Consider the following 16,986-nt stretch of genomic DNA (forward strand, 5'->3'; position numbering starts at 1 on the left):
GCGCGGCGGCCGGTGAAGACGACGCTCGCGCCTTCCCGTACGGCCGCTCGGACGATGCCCGCGCCGATGCCCTGGCTGCCGCCGTTGACGAGGACGACCCTGCCGTCCAGAAGTCCCGTGAGTTCAGCAAGTCCCATGGCGCTCCTCAGCTCTCGCGCCGCTCGGCACCGGCCCGCAGCTCCCCGCGGAGCGCCTGCGGGTCCCACCCCTCACGCACCGCACGGCGTACGAGGTCGGCCTGCGAGGGCGGGGCCAGACCCTCGACCGGCGGGTCGTTGTCGAGGTTGGTCGGGAACGGATAGCCCTCGGCACTCGCCGCGACGACCGTGTCCAGCCACTCCTCGCCCGCACCCTCGGCCTTGCGCTTCAGCAGCACCGGGAAGACCGCGTTGGTGACGGCCTCGCGGTCCACGGTCTCCATGGCACGCCCGAACGCGGAGGACACCTGGAGCAGGTTGGCCATGCGCCGGACGTCCGCCGTGCGGTTGGTGCCGGCTGCGTGGAACAGCGCCGGGTTGAAGAACGCGGCATCGCCCTTGGCGAGGGGCAGTTGGATGTGGTGCGACTCGAAGTAGGCCTGGAATTCCGGGAGTCGCCACGCCAGATAGCCCGGCTCGTACTTCTGGGAGTGTGGCAGGTACATCGTCGGCCCGGACTCGACCGGCATGTCGCAGTGCGCGACCGCCCCTTGGAGGGTGAGCACGGGGGAGAGGCGGTGCACGTGCGCCGGGTAGTCGGCGGCGACCTCGTTCGTGAGGAACCCGAGGTGGTAGTCGCGGTGCACGGTCTGTGCGGCGCCGCCCGGGTGGACCACGTTGACCTGCGAGGTGACCTGGTAGCCGGGGCCGAGCCAGGCGACGGACACCAGGGCCAGGATGTCGTTCGCGTAGTAGTCGGCGAACGCCTCCGGGTCGTAGAGCGCGGCCTTCTCCAGCGCGTTCCACACCCGGTCGTTGGCCCCCGGCCTCGCGAAGTGGTCGCCGGCGCCCGCGCCCGAGGCGCGCTGCTCGGCGATCAGGGCCTCGAACACCTCGGTGGAACGGTCCACCACCGACAGATCCGGGAAGGCACCCTGAAGGACCACGATGCCGGGTCCCTCGGCGAACGCCCGCACCAGCTCGGCCTGCACCTCGCGGCGCTCGCCGGCCGCCACGGACTTGCGGAGGCGGTCGCTGTCGTAGACGAGGACGTTCCGCTCGACCGAGGACGCGTACGGGAAGTCGGCCAGGTCGGTCGGCTGCTCGACGAGCGCGCGGAAGGTGTCGAGGTCGCAGTCCTGCTCGGTGAGCCAGGTGCGGGTTCCTGTTGATGTGAAGGACATCGTCGTCCCCTCGGGTCACGGAGTGGTGCGGCTCTGTCATTCTTGTCAGTACAAACCCTTCGAACAACCAGCAACCGGCCATCAAAAACCCCTCAGGGAGGCGACCCGTGGGCCACCCCTTCCCGATCCGCGAAATAGCACGTCAGGCGGGCCTCAGCGAGGCCACCGTGGACCGGGTCCTGAACGGCAGGGGCGGTGTGCGCGAGAGCACGCAGCGTGAGGTGCGCCAGGCCATCGCCGACCTCGACCGGCAGCGCACCCAGGTCCGGCTGGTGGGCCGTACGTTCATGATCGACATCGTGATGCAGACGCCGGAGCGGTTCTCCACCGCCGTACGGACCGCGCTGGAGGCCGAGCTGCCCGACCTGCACCCGGCCGTCGTGCGCTCCCGCTTCCACTTCCGGGAGACCGCGCCGGTGAAGGAGCTGGTCGGGACCCTGGACCGGATCGCGCGGCGCGGCTCGCAGGGCGTCATCCTCAAGGCACCGGACGTCCCCGAGATCACCACCGCAGTCGGCCGGCTCGTCGCCGCCGGTATCCCGGTCGTCACCCTGGTCACCGACCTGCCCGCCAGCGCCCGCCTGGCCTACGTCGGCATAGACAACCGGGCGGCGGGCGCGACGGCCGCCTATCTGATGGGCCAGTGGCTCGGCGACCGCCCCGGCAACGTCCTCACCAGCCTGAGCAGCGGGTTCTTCCGCAACGAGGAGGAACGCGAGATGGGCTTCCGCAGCACCATGCGCGCCCGCTACCCGGATCGGGCCCTCGTCGAGATCACCGAGGGCCACGGCCTGGACGCCACCCAGTACGAGCTCGTCCGGGCCGCCCTGAAGCGCGACCCGGACATCCGCGCGGTCTACTCGATCGGCGGCGGCAACATCGCGACCCTGCGCGCCTTCGCCGACCTGGGCCGCGAGTGCGCCGTGTTCGTCGCGCACGACCTCGACCACGACAACACCCGGCTGCTGCACGAGCAGCAGCTGTCCGCCGTCCTCCACCACGACCTGCGCCAGGACGTCCGCGAGGCCTGCCGCATCGTCATGCGCGCGCATGACGCGCTGCCGCCCGCGGGCCCGACCCTGCCGTCCGCGATCCAGGTCGTCACGCCCTACAACATGCCTGTGCCGACGCCGCGTTGAGCCCGTTCAGAGGCTGAACCTGCTCACAGATTGATGGCGTACGCCTTGCGCAGCGTCTCGTGCACGGTCCACGTCGTACGGTCGCCCTCGTGCAGCACGGCCATGTCCCCGGGGCCGACCTTCAGGGTTTCGCCGCCCTCGACCTCGATGGTGGCCGACCCGCTGATCACGACGAACAGCTCGTCCGCCTCGGTGTCGGTGACGACACCCGGGGTGATCTGCCAGATCCCGCGGAGCTGCCTGCCGTCCTCGGACTCCCACACGACCTTCCCGGTGACCTCGGGCGTACCGGAGACGATCTGCGCCGGATCGAGCGGCTCGGGTTCGAGCTCGGCGTCGGGGATACGGACTACGAAACTGTGCGTCATGCCGCGACCCTAGCCGGGGTGGACCGGTCCAGGCGTGGACACTGTGTGGGGTATCGGCCCAGGTCGGAGGACACTTCGTCGCGGAGTGGCGGCCCGGGCGGGGCCGGGTGATCGTGGAGGGCATGGCGCAGACCACGGCAGCCGTCCCCGAGCCGCACCCGCACGAGACCCGGGAGAACATCCTCTTCGGGGGCGTCTACGGCTCCGTCCTGGCCTGCTCGATGGTCGCCGCGCTCACCCAGTACGGCCACACCTCCAAGGGCAGCCGCCGCTACGACGCCCTGTGGCTGCTGGTGACCGCGGGCGCCTCGGCGCTGGCCCACGGGTACGCCCACTTCATCGCCGAGCGCGCTCCGCACCGCCGCTGGGACGCCCTGCGCACCCTGCGCGACGAGTGGCCGCTGGTCGCCGCCGCGCTGCCCACCGTGCTGCTGCTCGCCGGGGCGGGCTGGGGCTGGTGGCCGGCGAACGGCGTCGAGTACGCGGCCTTCGTCCTCAACATCGCGCTGCTGTTCTGCCTGGGGCTGGTCACGGCCCGCTGGTCGGCGCGGAGTTGGACGGCCGCCGTGGTCATCGGGGCGGTGGACGCGCTGCTCGGAGTGGTGGTCGTCGTGGCCAACGCCCTGATCAAATAAACGCCGTTCGGCCCGCCTGTGGGCCTACGAGATGCCTTGGTAGCCGCGCAGCTTGCGGTACAGCGTCGCCCGGCCGATCCCCAACGCGGCTGCCGCCCGTGCCTTGTTGCCGCCGTTCCGGCGCAACGCGGCCAGGATCGCCGCGCGTTCGGCGTGCTCCATCGGGCTGAGCCGCCGCGCCGCCGGGCCCTCCCGGACGGGATCGGGCAGCTCGGCCCGCCGCACCGGGCCGGTGACCCGCCGGTGTTCCGCCAACGCCCTGACGACATGGGCGAGTTCGGTGACGTTCCCGGGCCAGGGATGTTCCTCCAGGGCCCGCAGCGCGTCCAGGGTCCAGGCGAGCGGGGGCTGTCCCGGGATCGGGCGGGGCGCCAGCACCGGCAGCAACTCCCGTACGTCCTCCGGGCGTTCACGCAGCGCGGGCAGGGTCACCGACCGGGGCGCCAGGGTGTCCAGGAGCCGCTGGAAGCAGGGGCCCGGGGGAGTGCCGGGCGTGTAGGTGACCAGCAGCCAGACGTCGGGGTGCTCGTCGAGCAGGGAGTTGAGCGCGGCGACGTCCGGCTGGGCCAGCCGTTCCGCGTGCCGCAGGAGCAGCGGGCGGCCGTCGGCCAACTCGCTGTACTTCACGCCGAGTTCGGGCGACTCGGCGGCATCCGCGACCAGTGGCACTCGCTCACCGAGCAGCTCACGGGCCAGCGCGGTCTTGCCGCTCCCGCGCTCGCCGGTCAGCAGCAGGGGCTCACGGACCCGGGCCAGCTCGACCGCCCGGGCGACCGCGTGCCGCCAGGGCACCGAACCACCCGCGAGCGCCAGCGCGGGGCGCGGAGCGAGACGCGGTACCCGCACCTCGGCGGCGCGCGCTTCCAGTACGGCGACGATCCCGAGGACGCGCCCCTCATGCCGTACGGGAGTGATCTCGGCGGTGCACCCGGCGTCGGCGGGGAGCGTCACGCTGTAGGACCGTTCCACCGCTGGACCGCACCCCGTGCCGGCGGGCCGCTCCCGGCTCGGAGCGCCCCCGGCGTCGCGGGACCGTTCCAACACCGGACCGCACCCGGTGTCCTGAGGCGATCGTGAGTCGTGGGGCGGCCGTGCGCCGGAGGCTCGCTCGCTCGTGCTGGACCGTTCCAGCGCGGCCAGTACCTGAGGTGTCGCGAGGCGGACCGCGGCCTCGCTGATCAGGCGGTTGCGGCCGTCGAGGGCGACGACCGCGCGGTCCGGGCCGTGGGCGGCGCGGGTGTAGGCGTCGAGGAGCACCCGTTCGGCGGTGCGGGAGCGGGCGAGTAGTTCCGCTTCCACCGCGGTGGCCGCCGCCTCGGCGAGGGCGGCTCCGGGGTGCGGGCCGCAGCCGGCGCACAGGCCGGACGCGACGGTCACCGTGCCCAGCACCTGGCCGGAATCCGGGGCGAACAGGGGCACGCTGACCGCGGACACGTCCTGCCACACGTCGAGGAAGTGCTCGGGCCCGTGCACCTCGGCCCGGCGCCGGGTGCGCAGGGCGAGGGCCGCGCTGTTGTGGCCCACCTCCCGCTCGGACAGGTCGCGGCACCGGTCGTCGCCGGGGGCCTCGCCCGTGGTCCACAGCACCCGCAGCCGCTCGTCGGTGAGGAGCAGCGCCGAGTGGCCGAGCGCCGGCGCGATGCGGTCCAGCACGGGCCGTGCCGCCTCCAACAGGGCGGATTCGGCGGGTGGTTCGGGTTCGTGGACCGGTCCATCGAGGTCGTGCCGTACGCCGAAGAAGCGGGCGCGGCGCCAGGCGGCGAGGACCTCGTCCGGGACGCCGTCGGGCAGCGGGCGGCCACTGAGGAACCGCTCGCGCGCCTGGCGCAGCGGGGCGAGGGCGGGGGAGTGCTCCACGATGGTCATGACGCCTCTCACCGTATCGGGCCCGTGGCGGCAGCCGCCGGGGGGCTGTAACTGTCTCGTAATGAGACACCCGCGCGTGTCCGAGCCGCATGATGATCGTGAAGAGTCGGTGCCTTTCTCACCTCTGTCTCAACCTGTCCGACCTCCGTCGCACCCCTGCCTCACCCCTGGAGCGTCCCGCCGTGCACGTTGTCGAGACCGACGTACTGATCGTGGGCAGCGGCCCGGCCGGCGCCGCCGCCGCGCTGGCGCTGAGCACCTACGGCGTGCCCCATATCGTCGTCACGCGCTACTCGCGCCTCACCAGAACGCCCCGCGCGCACATCACCAACCAGCGCACCATGGAGGTCCTGCGCGACCTCGGCGTCGAGGACGAGGTGCTGGCCAAGGCGACACCGCAGAACCTGATGGGCAACACCACGTTCTGCACCAGCATGGCCGGCGAGGAACTCGGCCGGATCCGCTCCTGGGGCAACGACCCGCTCGTCCAGGCCGCCCACGACCTGGCCAGCCCGACCCGCATGTGCGACATGCCGCAGCACCTGATGGAGCCGGTGCTGATCGACGCGGCGCTCGCCCGCGGCTCGAACGTCCGCTTCAGCACGGTCTACAAGTCCTTCGTCCAGGACGAGGACGGCGTCACGGTCACTGTCGAGGACGGGCTGCGCGGCGACGAGTACCAGATCCGCGCCAAGTACCTCATCGGCGCGGACGGCGGCCGTTCCCAGGTCGCGGAGGACGCCGGGCTGCCGATGGGCGGCCAGATGGGCGTCGCGGGCAGCATCAACATCGTCTTCGACGCGGACCTGAGCAAGTACACCGCCCACCGCCCCTCCACCCTCTACTGGGTGCTCGCCCCCGGCGCCACCGTCGGCGGCATCGGCGCGGGCCTGGTGCGCTGCGTCAAGCCGTGGAACGAGTGGCTGATCGTGTGGGGCTACGACGTGAGCGCCGGCGCCCCCGACCTCACTGAGGAGTACGCCCTGTCCGTCGTACGGCAGTTGGTCGGCGACGACGACATCCCGGTGACCATCAAGTCGTCCTCGGCGTGGACGGTCAACGAGATGTACGCGGAGACGTACGGCAACGGGCGTGTCCTGTGCGCCGGAGACGCCGTGCACCGTCACCCGCCGTCCAACGGGCTCGGCTCCAACACGTCGATCCAGGACGCCTACAACCTGGCCTGGAAGCTGAAGCTGGTCCTCGACGGCACCGCCACGTTCAAGCTGCTCGACACCTACGACGCCGAACGCGCGCCGGTCGGCAAGCAGATCGTCACCCGCGCCAACAAGTCCATCGGCGAGACCGCCCCGATCTTCGAGGCGCTCGACGGGCTCTCCCCGCAGACGCCCGAGCAGTTGTGGGCCAACATCGACGCCCGCAAGGACGCCACCGAGGCCGCCGGTAAGCAGCGGGCCGCGCTGCGCGAGGCCATCGCCTTCAAGGTCTACGAGTTCAACGCGCACGGCGTCGACCTCAACCAGCGCTATTCCGCGGAGAGTTCGATCGCGGTCGTGCCCGACGGCACGCCCGACCCCGGCTTCGACCGCGACCCCGAGCTGTACCACCAGCCGAGCTCCCGCCCCGGCGCCAAGCTCCCGCACGCCTGGATCACCTCCGGCACCCGTACCGTCTCGACCCTCGACACGGTCGGCAAGGGCCGCTTCACCCTCCTCACCGGAATCGGCGGCGACGCCTGGGTGCGGGCCGCCGCGAAGCAGCCCCTCGACATCGCCACGGTCGTCGTCGGCCCCGGCCAGGAGTACGACGACCCGTACGGCGACTGGGCCCGCCTGAGCGAGGTGTCCGACGCGGGCGCCCTGCTCGTGCGCCCCGACGGCTATGTCGCTTTTCGCCACGCCGACGCGGCCGAGAACGCCGAACAGTTGCTCACGGACGCGCTGCGACGCATCCTCGGGCACGGCTGACATTTCGTATCGGGTAGGGAGCCGCAATGACCACTCACGTGACCGTCACCGACGAGGCCGTCGCGAGCCTGAACGGGACCGCGGATCCACGGCTGCGTGAACTGCTGACCGGCCTGATCCAGCACCTCCACGCGTTCGCACGGGAGACCCGTCTCACCCAGGCGGAGTGGGAGCGGGCGATCGGCTTCCTGACGGAGACCGGCCAGACCTGCACGGACACCCGGCAGGAGTTCATCCTCCTGTCGGACGTGCTCGGCCTGTCGATGCTGGTGGAGACGATCAACGGTGACCGGGCCGCCGGTTCCACCGAGTCGACGGTCCTCGGCCCCTTCCACATGACCGAGTCCCCGGGCCGCGAACTCGGCGCGAACATCGACCTGGTGGGCGGCGGCGAGCCGTGCGTGGTCAGCGGCCGGATCGTCTCCGGGGACGGCACCCCGCTGCCGGGCGCCGTCCTGGACGTCTGGCAGGCGGACGGCAACGGCTTCTACGACGTGCAGCGCCCGGACGTCCAACCCCCGGGCAACGGAAGGGGGTTGTTCACCACGGACGCCGAGGGCCGCTTCTGGTTCCGCACCTGTGTGCCGAGCCCGTACCCGATCCCCACGGACGGCCCGGTCGGCGAACTCCTCAAAGCAACGGGCCGCCACCCCTACCGCCCCGCCCACATCCACTTCATCGCCTCGGCCGACGGCCACACCCCGGTCACCACGCACATCTTCGTCGCGGGCAGCGACTACCTCGACTCCGACGCCGTCTTCGCCGTCAAGGAGAGCCTCGTCGAGGACTTCACCGTCACCGACGACCCGTCCCTGGCACGGGAGTTCGGCATCGAGAACCCCTTCCGCCACGCCCGGTTCGACCTCGTACTGGAGCAGCGGTCGTGAAGGACTTCCTCGACTTCGCCTACGTCGCCCAGCCCATGCGGGTCGTCCTCCGTCCCGGCGCCGCGCTGACCGCGACCGCCGGCGAGGCCGAACGGCTCGGGCTGCGACGGGTGTTGGTGCTCTCCGGGGCGCGCGGCGCCGACACCGCGCAGGCGGTCGCCGACTCGCTGGGGGAGGCGTGCGTCGGGGTGCACGCGGAGGCGAAGATGCACGTCCCGGTCGAAGTCGCCGACCGGGCGGTCGAGTTGGCGCGCACGCTGGGCGCCGACGGATGTGTGGCGGTGGGCGGCGGCTCGGCGATCGGCCTCGGCAAGGCCATCGCCCTGCGCACCGGCCTCCCGCTGATCGCCGTGCCCTCCACCTACTCCGGCTCCGAGATGACCCCGGTCTGGGGCCTCACCGAACACGGCGCCAAACGCACCGGCCGCGACCCCGCCGTCCTGCCCCGCAGCGTCGTCTACGACCCCGAACTCACCCTGGAACTCCCGATCCCGCTCACGGTGACCAGCGGCGTCAACGCCGTCGCGCACGCCGTGGAAGCCCTGTACGCCCCGGACACCTCACCCCTGATCGCGCTGATGGCGGAGGAAGGCGTACGGGCGTTGGCGGGCGCGCTGCCCGAACTGGCCGCCGAGCCGCGGTCGTTGGACGCCCGGGGCCGTGCCCTGTACGGGGCGTGGCTGTGCGGTTCGTGCCTCGGCGCCACGACCATGGGCCTGCACCACAAGCTGTGCCATGTCCTCGGCGGCACCTTCGGCCTGCCCCACGCCGAGACGCACACGGTGGTGCTGCCGTACGCGCTGGCGTACAACGCGCCCGCCGCACCGGAAGCGGCCACCGCCGTGGCCCGTGCGCTCGGCGCGGAGGACGTGGGTGCTGCCCCGGTGGCCCTGTGGGAGCTGGCCGGGCGGCTCGGCGCACCGCGCTCGCTCGCCGAACTCGGCCTGAAGGAGAGCGACTTGGTGACGGCTGCCGCACAGGCGGTGAGTCAGGCGTACGCCAATCCCCGGCCGGTCACCGAGGACGGCGTACTCGCGTTGCTGCGCGCGGCGTACGAGGGAACGCCCCCTGCGTAAACGGTCTGTCAGTGGTTCGTGCGGACGCCGTCCAGCGCGATGGCCAGGACGCGGTCGCGCTGGGTGTCGTCCACGAACGTCGTGCCGGTGACCCCGGCCACCAGCCGCAGCAGATCACCGAAGTCCATGTCCGTGCGGGCCGAGCCCGCCTTCTGCGCGCGCTCGAACAGCGGGCCGCCCGCCGAGAACATCGACTCGCGGCAGGTCCCGAAGATCTCCGAGTCGTTGTCCAGCGCCTCGCGCACCGCCTGCTTGGTCACCATGTAGCCCGCGAACCGGTTCAGCCACGAGGTCAGCGCCTCCCACGGCTCCTGGTCGGCGAGGGACAGCGCGGCCTGGCACAGGGCGTTCACGTCGTCCGCGTAGACGCTCTCGAAGAGGGCCCGGCGGGTCGGGAAGTTGCGGTAGAGGGTGCCGATGCCGACGCCCGCGCGCCGCGCGATGTCCTCCAGCGAGGCCTCCGAGCCGTGCTCCGCGAAGGCCTCGCGGGCGGCGGCCAGCAGGGCGTCGTAGTTGCGGGCCGCGTCCTTACGGTGCGGGCGCTGCGCGGCGACGATCTCGCTGACGGGGAACGGCTGGGCCGTCACGGGTGCCTCCCGGGGGCGGGCTGGGTTGAACCGGAGGGATGCCTCCGTTATGGTGGAGGGGTACCTCCACTTTAGCAGTGTGGGCGCGTTCCGCCGTAAAGCCTGCGCGGGCGCGCCCCCGTTCGCTTGTTTTCGGAGAGGCTCTCCATGCCCCGCAAGTCCACCCGCCTCACCTTCGCGGTCCTCGCGACCGGTGCGGGCGTGTTCTCCATGCTGCAGTCGCTGATCGCACCGGCCCTGCCGACCGTCCAGCACGCGCTGCACACCTCCCAGTCCACCGCGACCTGGGTGATGACGGCCTATCTGCTGTCCGCCTCGGTCTTCACCCCGATACTCGGCCGCGTCGGCGACCTGGTCGGCAAGAAACGCACCCTCGTCGCCGTCCTCCTGGCGGTGCTCGCCGGCTGTCTGGTCGCCGCGCTCGCCCCCAACATCGGCGTCCTGATCATCGCCCGGGTCGTCCAGGGCATCGGCGGCGCACTGTTCCCGCTGTCCTTCGGCATCATCCGCGACGAGTTCGACGCGTCCCGAGTCCCCGGCAGCATCAGCAACCTGTCCGCCGTGATCGCCGCGGGCGGTGGCGTCGGCATGGTGGCCGCCGGTCCCATCGTGTCCGCGCTGGACTACCGCTGGCTGTTCTGGTTCCCCGTCGGCATCGTCGCCGTCACCACGCTCATCGCCCTGCGCTACGTCCCCGAGTCGCCGAACCGTGCCGACGGACGGGTCAACTGGCTGGGCGCCGTGCTCCTTTCGGGCTGGCTGGTCGCCCTGCTGCTGCCGCTGAGCCAGGCCGGCAGCTGGGGCTGGGGCTCCGTGCGGGTCGTCGGCCTGTTCGCCGCGGCCGTCGTACTCTTCGCGGCCTGGCTGTTCTCGGAGGCCCGCTCCCGCAGCCCGCTCATCGACCTCAAGGTGATGCGACTGCCGTCCGTGTGGACCACCAACACCGCCGCGCTGCTGTTCGGCGCGGGCATGTACTCGATCTGGTCCTTCCTGCCCGGCTTCGTCCAGACCCCCTCGTCCGCCGGCTACGGCTTCGGCGCCAGCGTGACCGCGTCCGGACTCCTCATGCTCCCGATGCTGCTCGCGATGTTCGTCTCCGGCGTGCTCAGCGGCCGACTGGAGCCCGTCGTAGGTGCCAAGGCGCTGCTCACGACCGGTGCCGCCCTCGGCGCGGTCGCCTGCGGCATCCTCGCCCTCTGGCACGACCAGCAGTGGCAAATAGCCCTGGTGGCAGGCATCTTCGGCTTCGGCATCGGACTCGCCTTCGCCTCCATGGCCAACCTCATCGTCGGCAGCGTCCCGCCCGAGCAGACCGGCGCCGCCACCGGCATGAACGCCAACATCCGCACCATCGGCGGCTCCATCGGCGCCGCGGTGACCAGCGTCCTGGTCACCGGCCACCTGCAGACCTCGGGGCTGCCGTACGGCTCCGGGTACACCCACGGGTTCGCCCTGCTCGCGGTGCTCCTCCTCGCCGCCGCACTGGCCGCGCTCATGGTGCCGGCGCGACGGTCCGGCCGTAGCGGAGGAACGACTGTCGGTGGTTCCCGGTCGGCGCTCCTGAAGGCGGAGGAGGAAGCGTCGGTGACGGCTCCCGGCGCCCTGAACTGACCCGGCCGGTGTGCCAGCATGAGGTGATGATCGAACAGAGCGCGCGGGGTTCCGGTGCCGAACTCCTGGACGTGCACCGGCTCCGGTTCGTCGAGACCGCCGCTCCTCGGCTCACACCCGAGGAGCGGCTGGCGATGGACCAGGTGTGGGACGCGAAGGTACGGGACAACCCGAGCTTCTTCGACGGGCCGGTCCTGGTGTGTGCGGGCACGAGTCGGGAGGGGCCGGACGACCTCACCGTCTCCTGGGTCAGGACGACGTACCGGCACTTCGCCCTGCGGCGCGTCCCGTTCTCGACCTCGTGGCTGCCGTCGTTCTTCGTCTCCGTCCTCCAACCGGCCGACGACGGACGCCTGTTGGTCGGCCGTATGTCGAACTCGACAGCGGCACCGGGACGTTGGCAACTGCCGGGCGGCTCGCTCGAACCCCCCGAAGGCGACGAACCGCTCGACATGAGCGCCCTGTACCGCCACGCCGCACGGGAGTTGATCGAGGAGACCGGCATCGACACCCGACCCGACGACCTCACCCTCTGGAACGTGACCCGCGCCGGAAACGGCAGCATCGGTGTCCTCTTCCGCGCGCCGTCCCTCCCGGAGACGTGGCTGCGCGAGCGGTTCAAGGCGATGGCGGCGGCGGAGCGGGCCCAGGGCCGCGAACCGGAGCTGGACAACATCTTCCTGATCCACTCGACGGCCCAACTCCCGCTCATGGTGGGCCCGCACGCGGACTACCTGGAGCCGATCGTCCGCCGCTACGCGGAGGCCGGATGAACGGGTGTCTCGATTTGAGACACCCGTGGCGGCGCCGAAACCTTCATGATCGGCAGCGTACGACTGCTGTGAAGAAAGGTGATCACCATGGCCCTCGCACTGCTCAGGCGCTGGCTGCCGCACGGCGGCCCCGCCACGGCGGCGGGCCTCTCGCTCCCCCTCCCGCCCGGCGCGGGCGGCCTCGGCCGTGAGATCGTCGACCCGATGGGCGTGCCCATGGCGTCCGCCGAGGTGACGGTGACGGCCCTGGACTCGCACCGCGTCACCGCCTCCGGTACGACCGACCCGTACGGCTTCTTCCTCGCGGCCCTGCCACCCGGCCGCTACAGCATCCTCGTCTCGGCCCAGGGACTCCAGCCGCACCAGGAGACGGTGGAGATCGTCGCCGGAGTCGCCGAGCCCACGGAACGCGTCTGGCTCCAGCCCGGCCGCGCCCAGGAACTCCCGCCGCCCGGCACCTGGCTCTTCGACCCGCCGCACACCGCGATCCGCTTCATCGCCAAGCATGTCGGCATGGCCCATGTGCACGGCCGGTTCGAGCGGTTCCAGGGCGGTATCCAGATCGCCCAGGAGATGACCGACTCCCGGGTCCACGTCCGCATCGACGCGTCCAGCATCACCACCGGCAACACCACCCGGGACAATCACCTGCGCTCCGGCGACTTCCTCCATGTGGAGCGCTACCCGTACATCGACTTCGCCAGCACCCGGTTCGCCTACCGCGGCGGCAGCAAGTGGACGTTGCAGGGTTCGCTGACGATGCACGGTGTGAGCCGCTCGGTGAACCTGGACACCACCTACCTGGGCACCGTCAACGGCGGCTACGCCGAGGAACTCCGCTGCGCCGCCCTCGCCACGGCCGAACTGCACCGCGAGGACTACACGTTGAACTGGCGAAGCATGCTCGCCCGGGGCATCGCCGTTGTCGGCCCCACCGTCCAACTGGAGCTGGACATCCAGGCGATGTACCGCACCCACGACACCCCGACGCCGCCGAAGTGACCCGGCGCATGCGGTAGGGTTAACCTGCGCGTTCACCCGGAAACGGGTGTGGCGCGACCGGGACGTGGCGCAGCTTGGTAGCGCACTTGACTGGGGGTCAAGGGGTCGCAGGTTCAAATCCTGTCGTCCCGACCAGCTTTGATGCGGGTCGGAGGCCGTTCTCTCATTTACGGGAGGGCGGCTTTTCGCGTTCCTGGAGGGCTGGTGGTCGCATTGCGGTCGGACAAGCGTCCTCTCGGCGAACTCGCTTGCAGGGGCGAGGGTTATTTGGGCTTCTTCCCTTTGCCCTTGGCTGCGCCTGTCTGGCCGCTGCCGGAGGAACCGGTGTTGCCCGCCGTGCCGTTGCCGGCGTCTGCGGCCTGGCTGGGTTTGCCCGTGCCGACCGACTTGCTCGGTGCGGACGTCGCCTGCGCCAGTTGCTCGGAGCAGTACGCGGCGACCTTGTCACTCCCGCCGGCGGCCGCGACGAGCTGCTGCCAGGCCGTCGCTTCGAGCGCCTTGCCGCGGTCCTTGACCTGCTCGTAGGCGCGACAATGGGCTTCGGTGTCCTGGGCGGGGGACGAACCGTCCGTCGGCCGGTCGGCTCCGCTCGGCGCCGACGAGGCCGTACTGCCCGGCCGGTCCGGGGCGACCGACGGGTGCTCGGTCGCCCGGCCGGTACCGGCACCGTCCGTGGACGAGCCGGCGGAACCGATGGCCGCGACCGCGACGCCGCCCAGGGCCAGGCTGGCGAATACCACTCCGAACGTCGTTTTCACGGGTCGCCCGGCACGCCGCTTCGCGGGCAGTCGCCAGTCGTCCCGGCGCCGGGTCCGTGCCCGGTGCGTGCCCGGGTTGCGGGTGGTCCGGAAGGCGACCAGGGCGCGCTGCTCGGCCTCGGGGTCGAGCTCTCTGTCGCGGATGACGACGTCCAGCGTCGCTTCCAGTCCGGCGGTGTCCTGCTCGTCCCACGGGCCGGACGCGGCGCCACCAGGGTGCACACGTTGGCGGCCCGGAACTCCGTCGCCGCTCAGCCGTTCACCCATGTCCGCTTCCGTTCTTGTCCGACAGGTTCGATTCGTTCGGCATATCCGTCTGGTGTCTGTACATCGGCTACATCGGCCCACTGTGGCCGTCGATGTTCATTTCGGCTGTTGTTGTTGTCCGTTTCGATTCCACCAGCGTTCGGGAAGCCTCATCCGTCACACCCGTGTCCATCTCGCTGCCGACGCCCAGCTGGCGCGCGAGGCGTTTCAGTCCGCGATGGGCGGAAGTGCGCACTGCTCCTGGGCGCTTGCCGAGGACGCGGCCGGCGGCGGGACCGTCCAGGCCGACGACGACCCGCAGGAGCACGGCCTCGGCCTGGTCCCGCGGCAGCCCGCGGACCAGGTCCAGGGCCCGCTCGGTGGAGAGGGACTCCAGGGCCTGGTCATAGGTGCTGTGCGGGCCGGGCAGGTCCAGTACGTCCTGTTCGGTCCCGCCCGCCCGGGGCCGCACGCGCTGGCGCCGCAGATGATCCAGCGCACGGTGCCGGGCGATGGTCGCGGTCCAGCCACGGAACCCGGCCCCGTCTCCCTTGAAACGTTCGAGGTCACGGGCAATTTCCAGCCAGGCGTCCGACGCCACGTCCTCCGCGTCGTCGCCGACAAGCCCGTGCAGGTAGCCGAGCAGGCTGGGCTGCAGGATCCGGTAGAGGATTGTGAAGGCGGTTTCGTCGCCGTTCTGGGCTCGTTCGACTGCCGCGCCCAATTCCCCGTCGTACGCCTGTACGCGCCGGGGTCGCCGTAGCTGGCCCAAAACTGTCCTCGTTCGCACCGTTCAGAGTGGGTCCGTGCCGTCCGCCGTGCTCCGGTCGCATCGACGGCCCCATGTTGACCAGCGTCCGTGCTCACAGAAGTGTCACAACACATCAGGCTTCTCCACGGCATCGCAGGCGCTCCGCCGCCGGCGCGAGGGTCGGTTCAACACCTCCCCGGCGCTGGGGGAGTACCGGACCCACGTACGCCCGACAACATCACCCTCGTGCGCACGACGGTCGCGGGGGTCTTGCCGGAAGGGGGTCCACCGGGTCGCGTAATGCTTCGGGGCCCCCGTGTGCTCCTTCTGGCATGAGTACGTACCTCCGACTGCGAGCGGTGCCGCCCCCGGCACTGCGCAACAGCGCGACCTGGCTTGAACGACTGTTCGGGGACAGCTCGGCGACCGTCCGGCACCGACTCGGCCGGCACCACGAGGAGGTGCTGGACAAGTGTTATCTGGACCAGGAGCGGATCTACGCCGGTGCCCTCTCGCATCGTGCCGAGGACCGGCCACGGGCCCAGGTGGTGCTCGGTGGCCGACCGGTGTTCCGCCCCGACCGGCACAAGCCGCCGTTCCTGGTGCTCACGGCGGCCCAGGTCCGCCGGGTTGCCGGGTTCCTGGCGACGGCCGACTTCGACGCGCTGTGGGATGTCGCCCGCGACGAACTGGTGCCGCGATACGGCGGCGTGACCGCGGAGCCCGAGACCTGGGGTGCGTTCGCGGCCGCGCACCAGGAGCTGAAGGCGTTCTACGCGCAGACGGCCGAGTACGGAGACGCGGTGGTGAAGTGGCTGCCGGCCTGAGACACGTGAAGGGCCGGGGTCGGAAGCCCGAGGCCGACAGCCGATTTCCTGTTCGGCTTGCTCCTTAGGTCGCTTTGATCCGTTATGCGAAACCGAGGTGTAACACTTCCGGCCGAGTTCGCTCTGTCCATGCGGGCGACCGTGTCGGTCGGACAGGACAGGGGGCACGACTCGTGCAGTGGACGGACGAAAGCGGCGGGACGTACGGCGAGGAGCCGTACGGGCGATCACCCCGGCCAGCAGGTTCAACGGTGACGACGGCATCAGGATCAAGGACCAGCAGGGCACCTACGTCGCCGACCCCAAGGACCCCACCGGCCTCCTCCACCAGCACAACGACACCTCCCGGCGCTGGGGCTACATCACCCTGCGCAAGGCCATGGAGGATTCGGTCTACACGCCGTACGTACAACTGGGAGAGGACGTCGGCTACGGGAACGTGGCGGGGACGGCGCAATCCCTCGGCCTGCGCCCGAGCAGCCTCGCCGCCCCCAGCGCCGGCTTCTACATCGGCACCTCCACCCCGAGCGCCATTCGGATGGCGAGTGTCTACGGCACCTTCGCCGCCTCCGGAATGCAGACCGCCCCGTACTCGGTCACGAAGGTCACCCACAACGACTCGGCGCTGACCGCCTTCACCGCCCCCGCGCCCGTACGGGCCCTGCCGACGGCGGTCGCCGACAACGTGACCGACGTACTCCGAGGCGTCATAGCCCGGGGCACCGGCACCAAGGCGCAGACCCTCGGCAGGACCGCCGCAGGCAAGACCGGAACCACCGACGACTACCGTTCGGCCTGGTTCATCGGCTACACCCCGCAACTCGCCACCTCCGTCGTCCTCTTCCGCGAGGACTCCAGCCACCCACAGCTGCAATCCCTGGTGGGCGTCGGTGGCCTGCAGAAGGTGTTCGGCGGTGACATCCCCACCGCGATCTGGACCCAGTACATGCGCGCCGCCCTCGCCGGCCTGCCCGACACCCCCTTCCCCGCGCCCACTTCCCTCGGCGACGGCACCGACGAGTTCGGCGCCCCCTCGCCCTCGCCCTCCCCGTCCACGGCTCCCACCAAGCACGACGGCAAGCCCGGCAAGAGCACGACCACCGCTCCCGCCCCGACACCGGGCACCCCGACGACCCACGCCAAGTGCAACCGCCACAAGTGCCGTTGACCACGACAGCAGCGGCCTACAGTCCGCCGGTCTGCGTGCCCAT

Annotated in this window: 16 protein-coding genes, 1 tRNA gene and 1 pseudogene; 11 read left to right on the forward strand and 7 right to left on the reverse strand. The window is 71.2% G+C overall.

All coding sequences use genetic code 11. The features are described from left to right. Positions 1-137, reverse strand: a pseudogene (locus tag AB0I69_RS40495) (short-chain dehydrogenase); the annotation flags it as partial. An 8-nt stretch (positions 138-145) separates the two neighbouring features. Beyond that, the gene (locus tag AB0I69_RS40500) at positions 146-1,321 is read right to left on the reverse strand and encodes a phytanoyl-CoA dioxygenase family protein (RefSeq protein ID WP_363100787.1); all 1,176 of its coding nucleotides are present in this window, start codon (positions 1,319-1,321) and stop codon (positions 146-148) included. A gap of 107 nt (positions 1,322-1,428) precedes the next feature. On the opposite strand from AB0I69_RS40500, the gene AB0I69_RS40505 reads away from it, so the two are divergent. Then, positions 1,429-2,460 carry a LacI family DNA-binding transcriptional regulator gene (locus tag AB0I69_RS40505; protein WP_363100788.1) on the forward strand — a complete coding sequence of 344 codons (1,032 nt, stop codon included), beginning with the start codon at positions 1,429-1,431 and terminating at the stop codon, positions 2,458-2,460. A 23-nt stretch (positions 2,461-2,483) separates the two neighbouring features. Here the strand turns inward: AB0I69_RS40505 and AB0I69_RS40510 are convergent, their stop codons facing one another. Further along, a complete protein-coding gene (locus AB0I69_RS40510; RefSeq protein WP_363100789.1) occupies positions 2,484-2,828 on the reverse strand; it encodes a cupin domain-containing protein in 345 nt (114 codons plus the stop codon). A 122-nt stretch (positions 2,829-2,950) separates the two neighbouring features. Between AB0I69_RS40510 and AB0I69_RS40515 the strand changes: the two genes are divergently transcribed. Beyond that, a complete protein-coding gene (locus AB0I69_RS40515) occupies positions 2,951-3,463 on the forward strand; it encodes a hypothetical protein (RefSeq protein ID WP_363100790.1) in 513 nt (170 codons plus the stop codon). Positions 3,464-3,487: 24 nt separating this feature from the next. On the opposite strand, the gene AB0I69_RS40520 is transcribed toward AB0I69_RS40515, so the two are convergent. Then, a complete protein-coding gene (locus tag AB0I69_RS40520) occupies positions 3,488-5,329 on the reverse strand; it encodes a helix-turn-helix domain-containing protein (protein WP_363100791.1) in 1,842 nt (613 codons plus the stop codon). Between the two features lie 182 nt (positions 5,330-5,511). Here AB0I69_RS40520 and AB0I69_RS40525 point away from each other — a divergent pair, with 182 nt between their 5' ends. The 3 genes from AB0I69_RS40525 to AB0I69_RS40535 are packed head-to-tail and all read left to right on the forward strand — an operon-like array spanning position 5,512 to position 9,220. After that, the gene (locus AB0I69_RS40525; protein WP_363100792.1) at positions 5,512-7,257 is read left to right on the forward strand and encodes an FAD-dependent monooxygenase; all 1,746 of its coding nucleotides are present in this window, start codon (positions 5,512-5,514) and stop codon (positions 7,255-7,257) included. A 26-nt stretch (positions 7,258-7,283) separates the two neighbouring features. Beyond that, the gene (locus AB0I69_RS40530; protein ID WP_363100793.1) at positions 7,284-8,144 is read left to right on the forward strand and encodes an intradiol ring-cleavage dioxygenase; all 861 of its coding nucleotides are present in this window, start codon (positions 7,284-7,286) and stop codon (positions 8,142-8,144) included. Further along, a complete protein-coding gene (locus AB0I69_RS40535; RefSeq protein WP_363100794.1) occupies positions 8,141-9,220 on the forward strand; it encodes a maleylacetate reductase in 1,080 nt (359 codons plus the stop codon). Before AB0I69_RS40530 ends, AB0I69_RS40535 begins: the two co-directional genes overlap by 4 nt. A gap of 8 nt (positions 9,221-9,228) precedes the next feature. Here AB0I69_RS40535 and AB0I69_RS40540 read toward each other — a convergent pair whose 3' ends face one another. After that, complete coding sequence (locus AB0I69_RS40540) at positions 9,229-9,807, reverse strand: helix-turn-helix domain-containing protein (protein WP_363100795.1); 579 nt, start codon at positions 9,805-9,807, stop codon at positions 9,229-9,231. Between the two features lie 147 nt (positions 9,808-9,954). On the opposite strand from AB0I69_RS40540, the gene AB0I69_RS40545 reads away from it, so the two are divergent. From AB0I69_RS40545 to AB0I69_RS40560, 4 genes are all read left to right on the forward strand, one after another. Next, positions 9,955-11,418 carry an MFS transporter gene (locus tag AB0I69_RS40545; protein ID WP_363100796.1) on the forward strand — a complete coding sequence of 488 codons (1,464 nt, stop codon included), beginning with the start codon at positions 9,955-9,957 and terminating at the stop codon, positions 11,416-11,418. A gap of 26 nt (positions 11,419-11,444) precedes the next feature. Continuing rightward, positions 11,445-12,191 (forward strand): NUDIX domain-containing protein, encoded by a 747-nt coding sequence (locus tag AB0I69_RS40550; RefSeq protein WP_363100797.1) that lies wholly within the window; start codon positions 11,445-11,447, stop codon positions 12,189-12,191. Between the two features lie 87 nt (positions 12,192-12,278). Continuing rightward, on the forward strand, positions 12,279-13,193 hold the full coding sequence (locus AB0I69_RS40555; RefSeq protein ID WP_363100798.1) for a YceI family protein: 915 nt from the start codon (positions 12,279-12,281) through the stop codon (positions 13,191-13,193). A gap of 58 nt (positions 13,194-13,251) precedes the next feature. Then, positions 13,252-13,328, forward strand: a tRNA-Pro gene (locus tag AB0I69_RS40560). Between the two features lie 128 nt (positions 13,329-13,456). On the opposite strand, the gene AB0I69_RS40565 is transcribed toward AB0I69_RS40560, so the two are convergent. Further along, a complete protein-coding gene (locus tag AB0I69_RS40565; protein ID WP_363100799.1) occupies positions 13,457-14,218 on the reverse strand; it encodes a hypothetical protein in 762 nt (253 codons plus the stop codon). Between the two features lie 67 nt (positions 14,219-14,285). Continuing rightward, positions 14,286-14,969 (reverse strand): RNA polymerase sigma factor, encoded by a 684-nt coding sequence (locus AB0I69_RS40570; RefSeq protein ID WP_363100800.1) that lies wholly within the window; start codon positions 14,967-14,969, stop codon positions 14,286-14,288. 311 nt (positions 14,970-15,280) lie between these two features. Between AB0I69_RS40570 and AB0I69_RS40575 the strand changes: the two genes are divergently transcribed. Both AB0I69_RS40575 and AB0I69_RS40580 read left to right on the forward strand, forming a co-directional pair. Beyond that, positions 15,281-15,775 carry a DUF1877 family protein gene (locus tag AB0I69_RS40575; protein WP_363100801.1) on the forward strand — a complete coding sequence of 165 codons (495 nt, stop codon included), beginning with the start codon at positions 15,281-15,283 and terminating at the stop codon, positions 15,773-15,775. Positions 15,776-15,953: 178 nt separating this feature from the next. Beyond that, on the forward strand, positions 15,954-16,943 hold the full coding sequence (locus AB0I69_RS40580; protein ID WP_363100802.1) for a penicillin-binding transpeptidase domain-containing protein: 990 nt from the start codon (positions 15,954-15,956) through the stop codon (positions 16,941-16,943). Positions 16,944-16,986: the final 43 nt, after the last annotated feature.

The organism is Streptomyces sp. NPDC050508 (genome assembly GCF_040655155.1).
Lineage (GTDB): Bacteria > Actinomycetota > Actinomycetes > Streptomycetales > Streptomycetaceae > Streptomyces.